The organism is Burkholderia sp. FL-7-2-10-S1-D7, assembly GCF_001524185.1.
GTDB lineage: Bacteria > Pseudomonadota > Gammaproteobacteria > Burkholderiales > Burkholderiaceae > Burkholderia > Burkholderia diffusa.
Genome location: NZ_LOWY01000017.1, coordinates 343,978 through 359,739, shown reverse-complemented (window position 1 = coordinate 359,739; position 15,762 = coordinate 343,978). Strand labels below are relative to the sequence as shown.

General features: G+C 65.3%; 12 protein-coding genes and 1 rRNA gene. 2 read left to right on the top strand and 11 right to left on the bottom strand.

Going from position 1 to position 15,762, the window contains the following annotated elements; all coding sequences use genetic code 11:
• Positions 1-43: 43 nt before the first annotated feature.
• From WS75_RS10415 to phnS, 8 genes are all read right to left on the bottom strand, one after another.
• Positions 44-1,576, bottom strand: a 16S ribosomal RNA gene (locus WS75_RS10415).
• 505 nt (positions 1,577-2,081) lie between these two features.
• A complete protein-coding gene (locus tag WS75_RS10410; RefSeq protein WP_059680401.1) occupies positions 2,082-2,633 on the bottom strand; it encodes a phosphonate degradation HD-domain oxygenase in 552 nt (183 codons plus the stop codon).
• Between the two features lie 4 nt (positions 2,634-2,637).
• A complete protein-coding gene (gene phnY, locus WS75_RS10405) occupies positions 2,638-4,092 on the bottom strand; it encodes a phosphonoacetaldehyde dehydrogenase (RefSeq protein ID WP_059680400.1) in 1,455 nt (484 codons plus the stop codon).
• Positions 4,089-5,396: a phosphonoacetate hydrolase gene (gene phnA, locus WS75_RS10400; RefSeq protein WP_059680399.1), complete on the bottom strand. Its 1,308-nt coding sequence runs from the start codon at positions 5,394-5,396 to the stop codon at positions 4,089-4,091. The genes phnY and phnA overlap by 4 nt, the downstream gene beginning before the upstream one ends.
• Positions 5,393-6,253, bottom strand: coding sequence for a 2-aminoethylphosphonate ABC transport system, membrane component PhnV (gene phnV / locus WS75_RS10395; protein WP_059680398.1), 861 nt, complete (start codon positions 6,251-6,253; stop codon positions 5,393-5,395). The genes phnA and phnV overlap by 4 nt, the downstream gene beginning before the upstream one ends.
• On the bottom strand, positions 6,243-7,163 hold the full coding sequence (gene phnU / locus WS75_RS10390; RefSeq protein WP_059680397.1) for a 2-aminoethylphosphonate ABC transporter permease subunit: 921 nt from the start codon (positions 7,161-7,163) through the stop codon (positions 6,243-6,245). Before phnU ends, phnV begins: the two co-directional genes overlap by 11 nt.
• Positions 7,141-8,244 (bottom strand): 2-aminoethylphosphonate ABC transport system ATP-binding subunit PhnT, encoded by a 1,104-nt coding sequence (gene phnT, locus WS75_RS10385; RefSeq protein WP_059680396.1) that lies wholly within the window; start codon positions 8,242-8,244, stop codon positions 7,141-7,143. The genes phnU and phnT overlap by 23 nt, the downstream gene beginning before the upstream one ends.
• A 34-nt stretch (positions 8,245-8,278) precedes the next feature.
• Positions 8,279-9,370, bottom strand: coding sequence for a 2-aminoethylphosphonate ABC transporter substrate-binding protein (phnS, locus tag WS75_RS10380; protein ID WP_059680395.1), 1,092 nt, complete (start codon positions 9,368-9,370; stop codon positions 8,279-8,281).
• A gap of 256 nt (positions 9,371-9,626) precedes the next feature.
• Here phnS and WS75_RS10375 point away from each other — a divergent pair, with 256 nt between their 5' ends.
• Positions 9,627-10,736 carry a 2-aminoethylphosphonate--pyruvate transaminase gene (locus WS75_RS10375; RefSeq protein WP_059680394.1) on the top strand — a complete coding sequence of 370 codons (1,110 nt, stop codon included), beginning with the start codon at positions 9,627-9,629 and terminating at the stop codon, positions 10,734-10,736.
• A 105-nt stretch (positions 10,737-10,841) separates the two neighbouring features.
• On the opposite strand, the gene WS75_RS10370 is transcribed toward WS75_RS10375, so the two are convergent.
• The 3 genes from WS75_RS10370 to aroQ are packed head-to-tail and all read right to left on the bottom strand — an operon-like array spanning position 10,842 to position 13,529.
• Positions 10,842-12,182, bottom strand: coding sequence for an MFS transporter (locus WS75_RS10370; protein ID WP_059680393.1), 1,341 nt, complete (start codon positions 12,180-12,182; stop codon positions 10,842-10,844).
• Between the two features lie 40 nt (positions 12,183-12,222).
• Complete coding sequence (locus tag WS75_RS10365) at positions 12,223-13,077, bottom strand: shikimate dehydrogenase (RefSeq protein WP_059680392.1); 855 nt, start codon at positions 13,075-13,077, stop codon at positions 12,223-12,225.
• A complete protein-coding gene (aroQ, locus tag WS75_RS10360) occupies positions 13,074-13,529 on the bottom strand; it encodes a type II 3-dehydroquinate dehydratase (RefSeq protein WP_059680391.1) in 456 nt (151 codons plus the stop codon). Before aroQ ends, WS75_RS10365 begins: the two co-directional genes overlap by 4 nt.
• Before the next feature lie 257 nt (positions 13,530-13,786).
• On the opposite strand from aroQ, the gene WS75_RS10355 reads away from it, so the two are divergent.
• Entirely contained in the window at positions 13,787-15,679 is a 1,893-nt protein-coding gene (locus WS75_RS10355) for a bifunctional sugar phosphate isomerase/epimerase/4-hydroxyphenylpyruvate dioxygenase family protein (protein WP_059680390.1), read from the top strand.
• Positions 15,680-15,762: the final 83 nt, after the last annotated feature.

Genomic DNA, 15,762 nt, shown 5'->3' with positions numbered 1-15,762 from the left:
ACAGCCGATAAGCGTGAGCGCTCAATTTTGCGAGAAGCTCTGGAAAGGAGGTGATCCAGCCGCACCTTCCGATACGGCTACCTTGTTACGACTTCACCCCAGTCATGAATCCTACCGTGGTGACCGTCCTCCTTGCGGTTAGACTAGCCACTTCTGGTAAAACCCACTCCCATGGTGTGACGGGCGGTGTGTACAAGACCCGGGAACGTATTCACCGCGGCATGCTGATCCGCGATTACTAGCGATTCCAGCTTCATGCACTCGAGTTGCAGAGTGCAATCCGGACTACGATCGGTTTTCTGGGATTAGCTCCCCCTCGCGGGTTGGCAACCCTCTGTTCCGACCATTGTATGACGTGTGAAGCCCTACCCATAAGGGCCATGAGGACTTGACGTCATCCCCACCTTCCTCCGGTTTGTCACCGGCAGTCTCCTTAGAGTGCTCTTGCGTAGCAACTAAGGACAAGGGTTGCGCTCGTTGCGGGACTTAACCCAACATCTCACGACACGAGCTGACGACAGCCATGCAGCACCTGTGCGCCGGTTCTCTTTCGAGCACTCCCGCCTCTCAGCAGGATTCCGACCATGTCAAGGGTAGGTAAGGTTTTTCGCGTTGCATCGAATTAATCCACATCATCCACCGCTTGTGCGGGTCCCCGTCAATTCCTTTGAGTTTTAATCTTGCGACCGTACTCCCCAGGCGGTCAACTTCACGCGTTAGCTACGTTACTAAGGAAATGAATCCCCAACAACTAGTTGACATCGTTTAGGGCGTGGACTACCAGGGTATCTAATCCTGTTTGCTCCCCACGCTTTCGTGCATGAGCGTCAGTATTGGCCCAGGGGGCTGCCTTCGCCATCGGTATTCCTCCACATCTCTACGCATTTCACTGCTACACGTGGAATTCTACCCCCCTCTGCCATACTCTAGCCTGCCAGTCACCAATGCAGTTCCCAGGTTGAGCCCGGGGATTTCACATCGGTCTTAGCAAACCGCCTGCGCACGCTTTACGCCCAGTAATTCCGATTAACGCTTGCACCCTACGTATTACCGCGGCTGCTGGCACGTAGTTAGCCGGTGCTTATTCTTCCGGTACCGTCATCCCCCGACTGTATTAGAGCCAAGGATTTCTTTCCGGACAAAAGTGCTTTACAACCCGAAGGCCTTCTTCACACACGCGGCATTGCTGGATCAGGCTTTCGCCCATTGTCCAAAATTCCCCACTGCTGCCTCCCGTAGGAGTCTGGGCCGTGTCTCAGTCCCAGTGTGGCTGGTCGTCCTCTCAGACCAGCTACTGATCGTCGCCTTGGTAGGCCTTTACCCCACCAACTAGCTAATCAGCCATCGGCCAACCCTATAGCGCGAGGCCCGAAGGTCCCCCGCTTTCATCCGTAGATCGTATGCGGTATTAATCCGGCTTTCGCCGGGCTATCCCCCACTACAGGACATGTTCCGATGTATTACTCACCCGTTCGCCACTCGCCACCAGGTGCAAGCACCCGTGCTGCCGTTCGACTTGCATGTGTAAGGCATGCCGCCAGCGTTCAATCTGAGCCAGGATCAAACTCTTCAGTTTAAACCTGTTACTGTTTTCGGTTCTTTCGAACCGGTCGCTCACTCAAAGCTGACAGGAATATGAATTGCTTCATAAACCTGACTTACTTTAGTGTGAGACTCTTGATACTTTCGCTATCTGATCCGAGGATCAGCTCGCTTCCATCAAGCGCCCACACTTATCGGCTGTTAATTTTTAAAGAGCATTTCTGCGAGAAACCTGAAGTTTCCCAGCAGCGCTGCGTTTTCAGCAGCAGAGAAGCAAGATTATGAACCGTGTTTTTCAGTCAGTCAACAACTTTTTGAACTGCTTCGCTGCGACGACTGGGTTCAGCTTCGTGTGCGCTGGGGCTCTACAACCCACCCTCCATCGCACCGCTTCCCTTCTTCCTCCGCGCTGCGTTTCCGTTAGCGCGAAAGAGGCGAGATTCTAAGCAGCTCCCGGCAATCGCGCAAGGGGTTTCGTAAAAAATATAAGGCCCCGCACGCTGCCGCGTGCGGGGCCTTATATAGAAGCAGCCGAATCGTCAGGCCACACGCACTTGGCGCGCCACTATCTCCATATAGTGATCGAGACCAGGCGTCACCTTACCCTCTTCCTTCGCGGTATCGTCCCAGCGGCGCAGACGCAGCGCGTCCTCCGCAAACGGGCGCTGCAGGAATGCCGCCGTCTCCTCTTCACTGAAGATACCGCCCTGCAGCGCGAGGCTGCGCACCGAGTCCGGCGACAGACTCTCGAAGTAGCCAGCGTCCGTGCGGCACAGGCACCGCTTCGCGTCGACATGCAGCCGGATCGGCTCCAGCACCGCGTCGGAAAACAGCGGCCGCAGGAACGGCAACACGTAATACTGATGCAGATCGTCGATGCCGCGCGCACTCGGCGTCTCGCCCTGCCGATTCAGCAGATGCCCCAGGTCATGCAGGAACGCCGCCGCAACCAGCGCTTCGTCCGCGCCTGCCTCCTCCGCCAGCAACCCGCTCTGCAACGCATGCTCGAACTGCGTGACAGGTTCACCGCTATAGGCCACATGGCCATGCTCGCGATACAGCCCGTGGATCTCTTCCACCGTCAATGCCATTCGTTCACTCCCAAGGCAGCGAAAACGTCTTCAGGTTCGTGAAGCTCTTCATCGCCTCCTGAACGCCTTCCTTGTAACCGAGCCCCGAATCCTTGATCCCGCCGAACGGCGACAGCTCGATCCGGTATCCGGGTACCTCCCATACATTCACCGTGCCGACGTTCAGCTCGTTCACGAACCGCACGACGGCCGCCGTGCTGTCCGTGCAGACACCCGACGACAGCCCGAATGCCGTCCCGTTGCTGATCCGGATCGCGTCGTCGATCGTGTCGAACGCGATGACGGGCGATACGGGGCCGAAGGTCTCCTCGCGCACGATCGTCATCGAAGGATCGACGTTGTCGAGCACGGTCGGCGAATAGAGCGCCCCCCGACGCACGTTACCGATCAGCAAGCGCGCACCCTGTGCGACCGCCTCGCGGACCCGCGCCTCGAACAGTCGCGCCGCCGCGCCGTCGATCACCGTGCCCATTTCGTTCGCGGGATCGAACGGATCGCCATATTTCCATGCACGCGTCTTCTCGACGAGCAACTCGGTGAATGCCGGCGCGATCGAGCGCTGTACCAGGATCCGCTTGACGGCCGTGCAGCGCTGCCCCGAATTCCGGTACGAGCCGAGCACGGCCAGCGATGCGGCACGCTCCAGATCGGCATCGTCAAGGATGATCAGCGGATCGTTGCCGCCGAGCTCCAGCACGATGCGCCGGTAGCCGGCCCGCGCGGCGATCGCCTTGCCGATCGACACGCCGCCCGTAAAGGTAATCAGCGATGCGTGCGGATGCGTGACGAGCTCGTCTGCAATTTCGCGTGGGTCGCCGGTCAGCACCTGCAGCATCGGCTCCGGCAGGCCGGCCTCGTAGAGCAGGTCCGCCAGATAGAACGCCGACAGCGGCACCTTCTCCGACGGCTTCACGATCACGCGGTTGTTGGTCGCGATCGCCGGCGCGATCTTGTGCGCGACCTGGTTCATCGGATGATTGAACGGCGTGATCGCGACGATTACGCCGTCGAGCGGCTGTCGCTGCGAAAACACGCGGCGCGCCTTGCCGTGGGGCGTCAGGTCGCAGGAGAAACTTTGCGCGTCGTCGCGCAGCGCCTCGACCGACGCGAACTTCAGCACGTCGGCAACGCGGCCGATCTCGTAGCGCGAATCCTGTTTCGACAGCCCCGATTCGAGCGTGATCAGGTCGGATGCTTCCTCGGTACGCTCGCGCAGCAGCGCCGCCGCGCGTTCGAGAATCTGCGAACGCTCGTAACGCGTGAGCGCGGGCCGGTACGCCATCGCGTAGTCGAACGCGGCGCGCACGTCGTCGATGCTCGCCAGCGGCACCGTGCCGACACGCGTGCCGGTGTACGGATCGGTGACGTCGAGAACACGGTCCCGCGTCGCACGCGTGCCGCACCAGCGCAGCGCTTCGGTGCGAAAGGCGAGGTGATCCTGTCGGGGATGAGCCATCATGACGCGACCCGGTTCAGCACGAAATCGAAGACGTCGAAATTGCGCGGACGACGTGCAGGATCGCCCCGCTCGATCCGACGGTTGAACAGCAACGGCACTTCCTGCTCGGACACGCCGCCGTGCGAACGCAGCGGCACGGTCAGGCCGGACAGGTCGTGTTCGCGTTCGCGCGTGCCGAGCGTCATGTCGCGCCGACCGATCACGACGAGATCGCCGATCCGGTCGGCCGGCAATTCGAAGCGCGCGGCGGCTTCCGCGTTGTCGAGCACGAGCTCCACGCCGTCGATCCCGCCGACGCGCCACATCGCTTCGGTCCGGTCGACGCCGGGTGCCAGGTAGACGGTCGCGAACGAGCCAAGCGCGCCGTGGTGCACGACGTACGGATCGGTGATCGGCAGGATCACGCGCGCGGCCTGCGCGCCGTACCAGCCGTCGAACGCATCCTGCAGATAGATCACGTTCGGGCGACCGGTCGCGGGATCATGCTTCGCGTTCATCCCGTGGTCGGCCGTGAGCCCGATCGCCCAGCCGAGCGCGTCGAGCTGCGCGAGATAGCCGTCCATCATTGCGTAGAACGCGTTTGCACCGGCACTGCCCGGCTCGCACTTGTGCTGCACGTAATCGGTGGTCGACAGGTACATCAGATCGACTTGCCGCGTCTGCGCAAGCCGCACGCCGGCCGCGAACACGAATTCGGAAAGCGCCGCGCTATACACGTCGGGCGACGGTAGGCCAACCCAGTCGAGTACATCGACGATGCCGTTTTCCGCGAGATTCGCCTGCGCGGCCTTCTCCGCGGAAAAGCAGATGCCGTTCATCTGCCAGCCTAGCAACCGGCGGAGCTTGTCCTTCGCCGTCACGACGGCCACCCGCGCGCCAGCGTCGGACGCCGCCGCGAGCAGCGTGCCGGCACGCAGATAGGCCGGGTCGTTCATCATCACTTCGGCGCCGCGCCCGCCGTCGGCGGCCGGATCCCAGAAATAGTTGCCGCAAATCCCGTGGACCGACGGCGGCGCGCCGCAGACGATCGACAGATTGTTCGGGTTGGTGAAGGTCGGCACGACGCAATCGGCGCGCCACGCCGTGCCTTCCGCGATCATCCGGCCGATGAACGGCGCAACGCCCGCTTCCACCGCACGTTCGAGATAGTCGTACTCGCAGCCGTCGACGCAGACGACCACGGTCGGCTCGACCGGCAGCCGGTAGCGCCGGCCGTTGACGTCGACGGAGCGTCCCGCGAGATCCGGCGATGCGCCGCTCGCCGACGCTTCACCCGGATGGCGCAATGCAAACGCGGCGTTCATGATGCCGCCCGCTTGCCGCGCGGCACACGCGCGGCGATCAACAGCAGCGCCGCAAGCGACGCGCCGAGCATCAGCAGCGACAGCGCCGATGCCGGAAGGTAGTAGCCGCGCTCGACCTGGCCGATCACGACGATCGGCACGGTCGCGAAACCCGGCGGGTAGACGGTCAGCGTCGCGCCGAGCTCGCCGAGCGACAACGCGAAGCCGAGCGCGAGGCTCGCGCGCAGCGCCGGCACGAGTTGCGGCAGCAGCACGCGGCGCAGCACCATCGCGGGCGGCGCACCGAGGCTCGCCGCGGCTTCGCGCAGCACGGTCAGCTCCGGGCGCAGCGCGGCGGCCGCGCAGCGATAGCAGAACGGCAGAATCAGCGCGAGTTGCACGAGCACGACGATCGCGGCGGAACTCGACAGATCGAGCGGCTTCTGGTGATACGCGATCAGCACCGCGAGCCCGAGCACGACGCTCGGCACGCCGTTCGGCACCATCACGAGCGCGTCGACAACAGCGCCGAGGCCGCGCTGGTCACGCCCTTCGAGTGCAAGGGCAAGCCAAAGCCCGAGGATCGTGCCGATCGCCGACACGCCGAAGCCGATTTCGAGGCTCGTCAGCAGCGCATCGTATTCCTGCGACCCGAGCCGCTCGAACCAGCGCAGGCTGTAGCCGGCCGGCAGGATCGTGCCCGACCACTGCGTCGACACGCTCGACAGTGCAACGACGATGACCGGCAGCACGAACAGCCAGAAGCAGGCGAACGCGGCCAGCGCGAGCGCCGCGCGCGACGCATGCTTGAGCAGCGTGTCGCCCCAGCCGGTCTGATGGCGCGGCACGGCTTGCCCGATACGGAATTCAGCGGACATCGTTCCCTCCCGTCGCACGCCGGTTTACCCGGCGATAAACCGCATAAAGCGCCAGCGACAGCGCGAGCATCACGACCGCGCCGGCCGACGCGGTCGGCAGGTCGAGGTCGACGGTCGCGCTGCTGTAGATCGCGACCGGCAGCGTCACGAGCCGCGCGCTGCCGAGCACGAGCAGAATCCCGAATTCGTTCAGCGTCAGCAGGAAACACAGCACGGTGCCGGCGGCAATGCCCGGCCACGCGATCGGCAGCACGACGCGACGTGCAAGCATCCAGCCCGACGCGCCGAGGCTGCGTGCCGCCTCGATCAGCCGCAGGTCGAGCGTCGCGAACGACGCGAGCGTCGGCCGCACGACGAACGGCGTATAGAACACGGTCTGCGCGAGAATCACGCCGCCGATACCGAACAGGAAATCGAGCGGCGGATTCTCGAGATGGAACAGGTGTTGCAGCGCGATGCTGATCGAGCCTTGCGAGCCGTACAGGAAGATCAGCGTGAACGCGACGAGGAACGACGGGAACGCGACGTACAGTTCCAGGAAACGCGTGACGAGCGATGCGCCCGGAAACGGCTTGAAGAACAGCAGCGCGGCCAGCAGCACGCCGAGCACCGATGCGGTGCCGGCACTCGCGAACAGCACGCCGACTGTCGTCAGCAGCACGGTGCGCGTATCGGGGTTGCCGAAGAACGTGCGGTACGCGGCAAAGCTCAGCCCGTGATCGCCGGACACGCTCAGCAGCACGAGCTGCACCAGCGGATAGACGACGAGCGGGCCGAGCACGACGACCGCGAGTGCGGCCAGGTGCAGGTCGCCCTTGCGCTTGCGGCGCCGCGCGGCAGCGGCGTGCGCGGCGGCGGACGCGAGCACGTGCGGCGGCAGGCCGGCTTCAGGGCTCGATAAGGACGACATCGTCTGCCTCGCAATGCAGGGAAACGCGCGCACCGCGCTCGGGGGCCGCGCCGCGGCCGCGTTGCATCGTGACGCGCACGGGTTCGTCGGGCGCCGCGTCGATCACGACCGCGATCGACAGGTCCGCGCCCTGCCATTCGACGGAAGACACCGTGCCGTGCAGGCCGCCCGCCGCGAGCGGCATCACGGTCAGGCGCTCGGGGCGCACGCACGCGACCTTGTCGCGCACTTCGTGACGCGGATCGCCGAGCGGAAAGATCACGCGCGGCGGCAGCAGGTTCGCCGGGCCAAGATAGCGTGCGACGTAGCCGTCCTGTGGCGCGTCGTACAACTGCTGCGGCGTGCCGAGCTGCGCGATGCGGCCGTCGCGCATCAGCAGCGCGCGGTCGGACAGCACGAGCGCGTCGTCGCGGTCGTGCGTCACGCAGACGACGGTCAGGTTCGGCAGGCGCTCGTGCAGCGCCTTAAGCTCGCTGCGCACCGACGCGCGCAAGTTGGCGTCGAGCGCCGACAGCGGTTCGTCAAGCAGCAGCACGTCCGGCTCGATCACGAGCGCGCGGGCCAGCGCGACGCGCTGCTGCATCCCGCCCGACAGTTGCGCGGGCAGGTGGTGGCCCGCATCGCCGAGCTGCACGAGCTTCAGCGCGTCGGCGACGCGTCGCGTCACTTCGGACGAGGCCATCCCGCGGGCGCGCAGCCCGAATGCGACGTTCTCGAACACCGACAGGTGCGGGAACAGAGCGTAATTCTGGAACAACAGACCGAGATTGCGCTTGTGCGGCGGCGCATGGGTCAGGTCGCGTCCGGCCACGGTCAGTGTGCCGGTCAGGCCGTCGGCCTTCACGAACCCGGCGATGAAGCGCAGCAGCGTGGTCTTGCCGCAGCCGCTCTTGCCGAGCACGGTCAGAAACTCACCGGCGCCGATCGACAGCGACAGATCTTCCAGCACCGTGCGTGCGCCATAGCGCACGCTCAGGTGTTCGATCTGCACACCGCCCGGCGCGCCGGACCGCAGCGTGGCGTGCGGTTCGGCGGCGCCGAATGCGCCGGGATGGGTCAGGGTGGTTTCCACCGGGTTCATCCTCTTGCTCACTAATACAGGCGGCGTGCGCCGATCACTTCGGCTTGACGACGTCGAGCTGCTTGCCCGAGTTACCGATCACGTCCTTCTTCCAGCGCTCGATCCACACCGGCTTCTTCGCCATCACCTGGGTCCAGTCGACCGGGATCAGCTTCACGCCCGCGATCGCCTTCTTGACCGCTTCGCCGTTCTTGCCGGCCAGCGGCACGTCCGTGCGGCCCGGGATGCCGTACATGTCCGGCACCTTCGACTGCACTTCGGTCGACATCAGGTAGTCGATCAACTTCTTGCCGGCGTCCTGGTTCGGGCCGCTCTTGATCAGGCCGATGCCGTACGGCAGCTGGAACGTGGTCGGCTGGTCGCCGTCCTTCGCTGCCAGGAAGATCGGCTTGACGGACAGCGCGCCGTGTTCAGCGTCGTCGAGGTCCATCTGCAGGTCGCCGTTCGCGACGCTGATCTCGTTACGCGACAGCAGCACGTTCAGGTAGCCCGTGCCCTTCGTGTGGAACTTCACGCTCTGCGACAGCTTCGCGAGGTAGTCGAACGCCTTGTCCTCGCCCATCAGCGAGGTCGTCAGGATCAGCACGGCCATCCCGTCGCCGGCCGTGGCCGGGTTCGAGTACGCGACCTTGCCGGCGTACGCCGGCGACAGCAGGTCGGCGAACGTCTTCGGCTGGTTCTTCACGACGTCCGGGTTGATCGCGAACGAGAAGTAGTTGTTCACGAACGTCGCCCACGTGCCGTCCTCGGCCTTCGCGATCGCCGGCACGTTCTTGTAGTTCACGCTCTGGTACGGCTGCAGCAGGCCCATCTGGCCGGCTTGCTGAATGAACGGCGGCAGCGTGACGATCACGTCGGCCTTCGGCGAGTTCTTTTCGATGTTCGCGCGGTTGACGACCTCGCCGCTGCCCGCGGTCACGATGTTGACCTTGACGCCTTCCTTCTTCTCGAAGGGCGGCAGCACATCGCGATAGAGATTCTCGAGACCGTCAGCCGTATACAGCACGACCGCGTTCGCCGCATGTGCGGGCATCGCGGCACCTTGCAGCAGACCGGCGGCGCAGGCGGCCAGCGCGAGCTTGCGGAACGCGCCGGCAGCGGCGCGCGAGGAATTCTGCAGTGTCATCTCACTTCTCCGTAGGCGGAACACCAAACGGCCGGGGCACGATCCGGCTCCTTTCAGTCGGACAGACCGACAACCGGCCTGCCTCGCTGCCGCGCTGCGGGTGGTCTCGCGCGGCAACCGAAGGATCACAGCGTTCGATGACAACGCCGTGACGAGTGCCACAATTTCCAAAAAATGACACATTTTGCCAATATCATGCAAGTCACTCAGAAATGCCGACCCGGCGTTTCGTCCGACCATTGCTGGAGAAAAAGCCATGCCCGACCCGATTCTGCTCACGCCCGGTCCGCTTACCACGTCCGCCACAACACGCCACGCAATGCAACATGACTGGGGCTCGTGGGACGCCGCTTTCAATCAATTGACGGCCAGTGTCTGCGCGGATCTCGTCGCGATCGCGCGCGGCGGCGACGAATACGTGTGCGTGCCGATGCAAGGCAGCGGCACGTTTTCGGTCGAGGCCGCGCTGGGCACGCTCGTGCCGCGCGACGGCGTCGTGCTGGTGCCGGACAACGGCGCGTATTGCGCGCGCATCCTGAAGATCCTCGGCCGGCTCGGCATCGAGGCGATCGCGCTGCCGTTCGATGAGGACGCCGCGGTCGACCCGGCGGCGATCGAAGCCGCGTTCGCGCGCGAGCCACGCATCACGCACGTCGCGCTGGTGCACCTGGAAACGAGCGCCGGCATCCTGAATCCGCTCGACGCGATCGCGGCCACGTGCCGGCGGCACGGCAAGCGGCTGATCGTCGACGCGATGAGTTCGTTCGGCGCGTTGCCGATCGTGCTGGCGGACAGCGGAATCGACGCGCTGATCTCGGCAAGCGGGAAATGCCTGGAAGGCGTGCCGGGGATGGGGTTCGCGATCGTGCGGCGCGATGTACTCGACGCGAGCGAAGGCAACTCGCCGTCGCTTGCGCTCGACTTGCATGATCAGTACGCATACCTGCGCAAGACGGGCCAGTGGCGCTTCACGCCGCCGACCCACGTGATCGCCGCGCTGCGCGCCGCACTCGACCAGTACCTGGCCGAAGGCGGCCAGCCGGCGCGCGGTGCGCGCTATGCGGAGAACTGCCGGACCTTGATCGAATCGATGCGCGCGCTCGGCTTCACGCCGTTCCTCGACGCAAGCGTGCAGGCGCCGGTGATCGTCACGTTCCATGCGCCCGACCATCCGGCTTACGATTTCCGCCGCTTCTACGACGCAGTGCGCGACGCGGGCTTCATCCTGTATCCGGGCAAACTGACGCAACTCGAAACGTTCCGCGTCGGCTGCATCGGCGCGATCGATGCCGGCGACATCCGGCGTGCGGTCGCGGCGATCGCGCAGGCGGTCGAATCGCTCGGGATTGCCGTGCAGCGCGCGTGAGCGCTGACGCATGCCCCGGCCCGCAAGCTGGGAAGGCAGAAACAAAAAAGCCCGGCGACCCACAGGTCGCCGGGCGAACGCACCGAGTGTGCGTGGAGCCGGTACTTACAGTTCGATCCGCTTGATGTCGCCGACGACGAAGATATACGACAGCGCACCGATCAGCGCGATCACGCCGATGAACACGAGTGCGCCGACGAACGATCCGGTCGATGCGACGATGAAGCCGACGACGAGCGGCGTGATGATGCCGGCGAGGTTCGCCGCGAAGTTGAAGATGCCGCCGGTCACGCCCAGCAGGCCGTCCGGTGCGATGTCGGACACGAGCGTCCAGCCGAGCGCCGCCATCCCCTGCGCGAAGAATGCGACCGACATGATCGCGATCACGGCTTCGTTGCTCGTCACGTAGTTCGCGAGAATGATCGTCGACGCGAGCAGCAGGCCCGCGATGATCGGCAGCTTGCGCGCGAGGTTCGCGGACTTGCCGCGGCGCAGCAGCCAGTCGGAGAAGATCCCGCCGAACATCACACCGACCGACGCGGCGATGAACGGCATCACCGCGAAGAAGCCAATCTTCAGCCAGCCCATATGGCGCTCGGTCGCGAGATAGGTCGGGAACCAGGTCAGGAAGAACACGAGCGTCGAGTTGCCGGCGAACTGGCCGAGGCAGATACCCGCGAGCTGACGCTTCTTCAGCAGCCGGCCGGCCATCGACCAGCTGAACTTGGCCTGTGCGGGCTTGCCGCTCTTGTCCCCGTCCTTGCGCGCGCCGTGCACGAGACCGCCGCCTGCTTCGATGTACGCGAGTTCTTCCGAATTGGCGGCCGGATGGTTGCGCGGCTCGTGATACAACTTCCACCAGACCAGACCAAACACGATGCCGATCGCGCCGACGACCCAGAACAGCGAGCGCCAGCCGAACGCACCCATCAGCGCGAACAGCACGGGGCTGAAGAACGCGAGACCGATGTACTCGCCCACGGTGTAGGTGCCGGTCGCCATCGCGCGCTCGTTCTGCGGGAACCACGTCGCGACGACCCGGCTGTTGGTCGGGAAACACGGCGCTTCCGTCACGCCGAGGCCGAGCCGGCATGCGAGCAACGTTCCGACACCGGGCACGAAGCCCTGCAGCAACGTGCACAGCGACCACAGCGTCATCGACCAGTAATAGGTGACCTTGCTGCCGAAGCGGTCGAGAAACAGCCCGCCCGGCACCTGCATCGCGACGTACGTCCACGAGAACGCGGAGAACATGATGCCCATCACCGCCGCGTTGATGCCAAGCTCCTTGGTGAGCTGCGGCGCAGCCACCCCCAGCACGGTACGGTCGAGATAGTTGATCATCGTGCCGATCGCGAGCAGCGCGAGGATCTTGTAGCGCGCCGAGGTCCGCCGGACCGTGCCGGCCGCCGCGGGCGCGGCGTTCGTGTGGGTGGTGTGCTGCATGGTCGTCTCCTGGTCTCTTTTTCAGCTAGTCGGTAAAAGGTCAGCGCGCGACGAGCGACTGAAAATGTTCGAACATTCGCTCGTCGTCCGGCGTGCGTCCGGTGAAGATCTCGAACGCATCGACGGCCTGGTAGACGGCCATCCCGCCACCCGGCAGCGTCGCGCAGCCGGCCGCGCGCGCGGCGCGGATCAGTTCGGTTTCGAGCGGGAAATACACGATGTCGGCAACCCACATTCCCGCGCGGAGCAGCTCGGCCGGCAGCGGCAGGCCTGGATGCTTGGCCATGCCGGTCGGCGTGGCGTGGATCAGGCCAGTCGCGACATGCATCGCGGCCGCGAGATCGCTGCCCGGTGTAACCCGGGCGGCCGGGAAGCGCTGCTGCAGTTCGCCCGCGAGCGTGGCGGCGCGCGTGCCGTCGACGTCGAAGATCGTCAGTTCGGCGGCGCCCATCTGCAGCGCAGCATGCGCGACGGCCGCACCCGCGCCGCCCGCGCCCAGCTGCACGACACGCTCGAGCGACACACCGGGCAACCCGCGGCGGAACGACTTCGCGAAACCCGACCAGTCGGTGTTGTGGCCGATCCGCTTGCCGTCCTTGAACAGCACGGTATTCACCGCGCCGAGCGCGCGCGCGTCGTCCGACAGTGAGTCGAGGTGCTCGATCACGCGCTGCTTGCACGGATGCGTGATGTTGAGCCCGTTGTAGCCCATCCGCTGCGCGGCATCGAGCAGTTCCGGCAGCGCGTCGGCGGTCACGCCGAGCACGTCGAGATCGATGCGCCGGTACACGTAGCCGAAACCCTGGCGGAAGCCTTCTTCCTCATGCATCGCGGGCGACAGCGAACCGCCGATGCCCTGGCCGATCAGGCCGATCAGAAAAGACGGGCGGCTCATCGTGCGGCTCCCTGCGCGAAAAGGGTCGACAGGCGCTGCAGCGCGAATACGTAGCCTTCGGTGCCGCAGCCGCAGATCACGGCTTCGGCCACCGCCGACACATAAGAGTGGTGACGGAATGCCTCGCGACGATGCACGTTCGAGATATGCACCTCGATCACGGGTTTCGCGATCGCGGACAGCGCGTCGGCCAGCGCGACCGACGTGTGCGTATGCGCGGCCGGGTTGATCACGATGCCGTGCGTATCGTGACGCGCGGCATGCAGCCAGTCGATCAGCTGGTGCTCGGCGTTCGACTGGCGGAAGTCGATCTCCAGCCCGAGCCCTTCGGCCGCCGTGCGGCAACGCTGCTCGACGTCGGCAAGGGTTTCCGCGCCGTAGATATGGGGCTCACGGGTCCCCAGCAGATTCAGGTTCGGGCCGTTCAGCACCAGCACCTTGTGCTTGCTCATGGTGTTTCTGCTCCTAAAACAGGGGCGAATCGTTAGCCGACCGCGCCCCTTGACGTCAAGATTTGGCGCTAGTGTGCGCTTGCGCAAGCGCAAAGTCTTTTCGGGTTTTCGCTAATTTGTACCACCTAGTTAGTTTGTATAATTCCCCATACTCCCCAAGTAAATTCGGGATGTGGCGCCCGCAGGCAATTCAACGACTGGTTCATTCCGGCCCGGTCCGGCCGACGCTACGCCCCGCTCATCCGCAGGATTCGCCCATGCAGCGCTCGATCGCCACCGTGTCACTGTCCGGCACGCTCGCCGAGAAGCTCGCCGCCATCCAGGCCGCCGGCTTCGACGGTGTCGAAATCTTCGAGAACGACCTCGTCTACTTCGACGGATCGCCCGCCGACGTGCGGCGCATGGCCGCCGATCTCGGCCTCGACATCGTGCTGTTCCAGCCGTTTCGCGACTTCGAGGGCGTGAGCCCGGCCCAGCTCGCCCGCAATCTCGACCGCATCCGCCGCAAGTTCGACGTGATGCACGCGCTCGGCACCGACCGCATCCTGGTGTGCAGCAACGTGTCGCCCGACACGATCGCGGACGATGCGCTGCTGGTCGACCAGCTCGGCGCGCTCGCCGAAGCCGCGCGGCAGGCCGGCGTGATCGCCGCGTACGAGGCGCTCGCGTGGGGCCGCGTCGTGAACCGGTACAGCCACGCATGGCAGCTCGTGAACGCGGTGAACAGCCCGCATCTCGGCCTCGCGCTCGACAGCTTCCATACGCTGTCGCTCGACGATTCGCCGGACGCGATCGCCGACATCCCCGGCGACCGGATCGCGTTCGTGCAGATCGCCGACGCGCCGAAGCTCGCGATGGACGTGATCGAATGGAGCCGCCACTTCCGCTCGTTCCCCGGCCAGGGCGACTTCGACCTCGCGCGCTTCACGGCCCGCGTGATCGAGTCCGGTTATACGGGGCCGCTGTCGCTCGAGATATTCAACGACGGCTTCCGCGCCGCGCCGACAGCAATCACGGCCGCCGACGGCCACCGCTCGCTGCTTTATCTGGAAGAACTGACGTGCGCGCGGCTCGCACAGGACGGCCGCGCGCCCGCCGCCGGCCAGCCGCTGTTCGCGCCGCCGGCGCCGCCCGCGCACGTCGGGTTCCAGTTCATTGAATTCGCGGTCGACGCGCAGGCGGCAGCCACCGTCGGCGAATGGCTCGGCCGGATGCGGTTCCGGCTCGCGGGCCGTCATCGATCGAAGGACGTGACGCTGTTCCAGCACGGTGCCGCATCGATCGTGCTGAACGCCGAGCGCGACTCGTTCGCCGACGCGTTCTTCCAGCAGCACGGGTTGTCGCTGTGCGCGTCGGCGTTCCGCGTCGACGATGCGAAAGTGGCCTTCGAACGCGCGGCCGGCTTCGGCTACGCGCCGTTTTCCGGGCGCGTCGGCCCGAACGAGCGCGTGCTGCCGGGCGTGCAGGCGCCGGACGGCAGCCTCGAATACTTCGTCGACGAGACGCCGAACGCGCCAACGCTGTATGAGTCGGATTTCGTACTGACCGACATCGACGGCCCGACCGAGGTCGGCCCGCTGACGGGCATCGATCACGTCTGCCTCGCGCTGCCGGCCGACGCGCTCGATACGTGGATCCTGTTCTTCAAGACCGCCTTCGGCTTCGAGGCCGAGCGCAGCTGGCTCGTGCCCGATCCGTACGGCCTGATGCGCAGCCGCGCGGTGCGCAGCGCCGACGGCTCGGTGCGGATCGCGCTGAATGCGTCGGTCGACCGCCATACGGCCGTCGCCGAATCGCTCAACCGCTATCACGGCACGGGGCTGAACCACGTCGCGTTCCGGACCGACGACATCGTGAAGACGGTCGCCACGTTCGCGGCCGACGGCGTGCCGTTCCTGCGGATCCCGCCGAACTATTACGACGATCTCGCCGCGCGCTACGCGCTGCCGGACGAGCTGATCGACACGCTGAGCGCTCACCATCTGCTGTACGACCGCGACGAAGACGGCGGCGAATTCCTGCATGCGTATACGGAACTGGTCGACAACCGCTTCTCGCTCGAAATCGTCGAGCGGCGCGGCGGCTACGACGGCTACGGCGCGGCCAACGCGGCCGTGCGGCTCGCCGCGCAGGCCCAGCGCAGGAAATAAGGGAGCAAGCGAATTTCGCGCAGGGGCGAATGAGAAAACAACGACGACCCTGCGATGCCCGCCGCGCGGACGCACCATCGTGG

Excerpts from the sequence above, each read along its gene's own strand:
- phnA (WP_059680399.1), bottom strand. The coding sequence starts at position 5,396 with ATGAACGCCGCGTTTGCATTGCGCCATCCGGGTGAAGCGTCGGCGAGC.
- WS75_RS10365 (WP_059680392.1), bottom strand. The coding sequence starts at position 13,077 with ATGAGCCGCCCGTCTTTTCTGATCGGCCTGATCGGCCAGGGCATCGGC.
- phnV (WP_059680398.1), bottom strand. The coding sequence starts at position 6,253 with ATGTCCGCTGAATTCCGTATCGGGCAAGCCGTGCCGCGCCATCAGACC.
- phnU (WP_059680397.1), bottom strand. The coding sequence starts at position 7,163 with ATGTCGTCCTTATCGAGCCCTGAAGCCGGCCTGCCGCCGCACGTGCTC.
- WS75_RS10375 (WP_059680394.1), top strand. The coding sequence starts at position 9,627 with ATGCCCGACCCGATTCTGCTCACGCCCGGTCCGCTTACCACGTCCGCC.
- phnT (WP_059680396.1), bottom strand. The coding sequence starts at position 8,244 with ATGAACCCGGTGGAAACCACCCTGACCCATCCCGGCGCATTCGGCGCC.
- WS75_RS10370 (WP_059680393.1), bottom strand. The coding sequence starts at position 12,182 with ATGCAGCACACCACCCACACGAACGCCGCGCCCGCGGCGGCCGGCACG.
- WS75_RS10410 (WP_059680401.1), bottom strand. The coding sequence starts at position 2,633 with ATGGCATTGACGGTGGAAGAGATCCACGGGCTGTATCGCGAGCATGGC.
- WS75_RS10355 (WP_059680390.1), top strand. The coding sequence starts at position 13,787 with ATGCAGCGCTCGATCGCCACCGTGTCACTGTCCGGCACGCTCGCCGAG.
- phnS (WP_059680395.1), bottom strand. The coding sequence starts at position 9,370 with ATGACACTGCAGAATTCCTCGCGCGCCGCTGCCGGCGCGTTCCGCAAG.
- aroQ (WP_059680391.1), bottom strand. The coding sequence starts at position 13,529 with ATGAGCAAGCACAAGGTGCTGGTGCTGAACGGCCCGAACCTGAATCTG.
- phnY (WP_059680400.1), bottom strand. The coding sequence starts at position 4,092 with ATGATGGCTCATCCCCGACAGGATCACCTCGCCTTTCGCACCGAAGCG.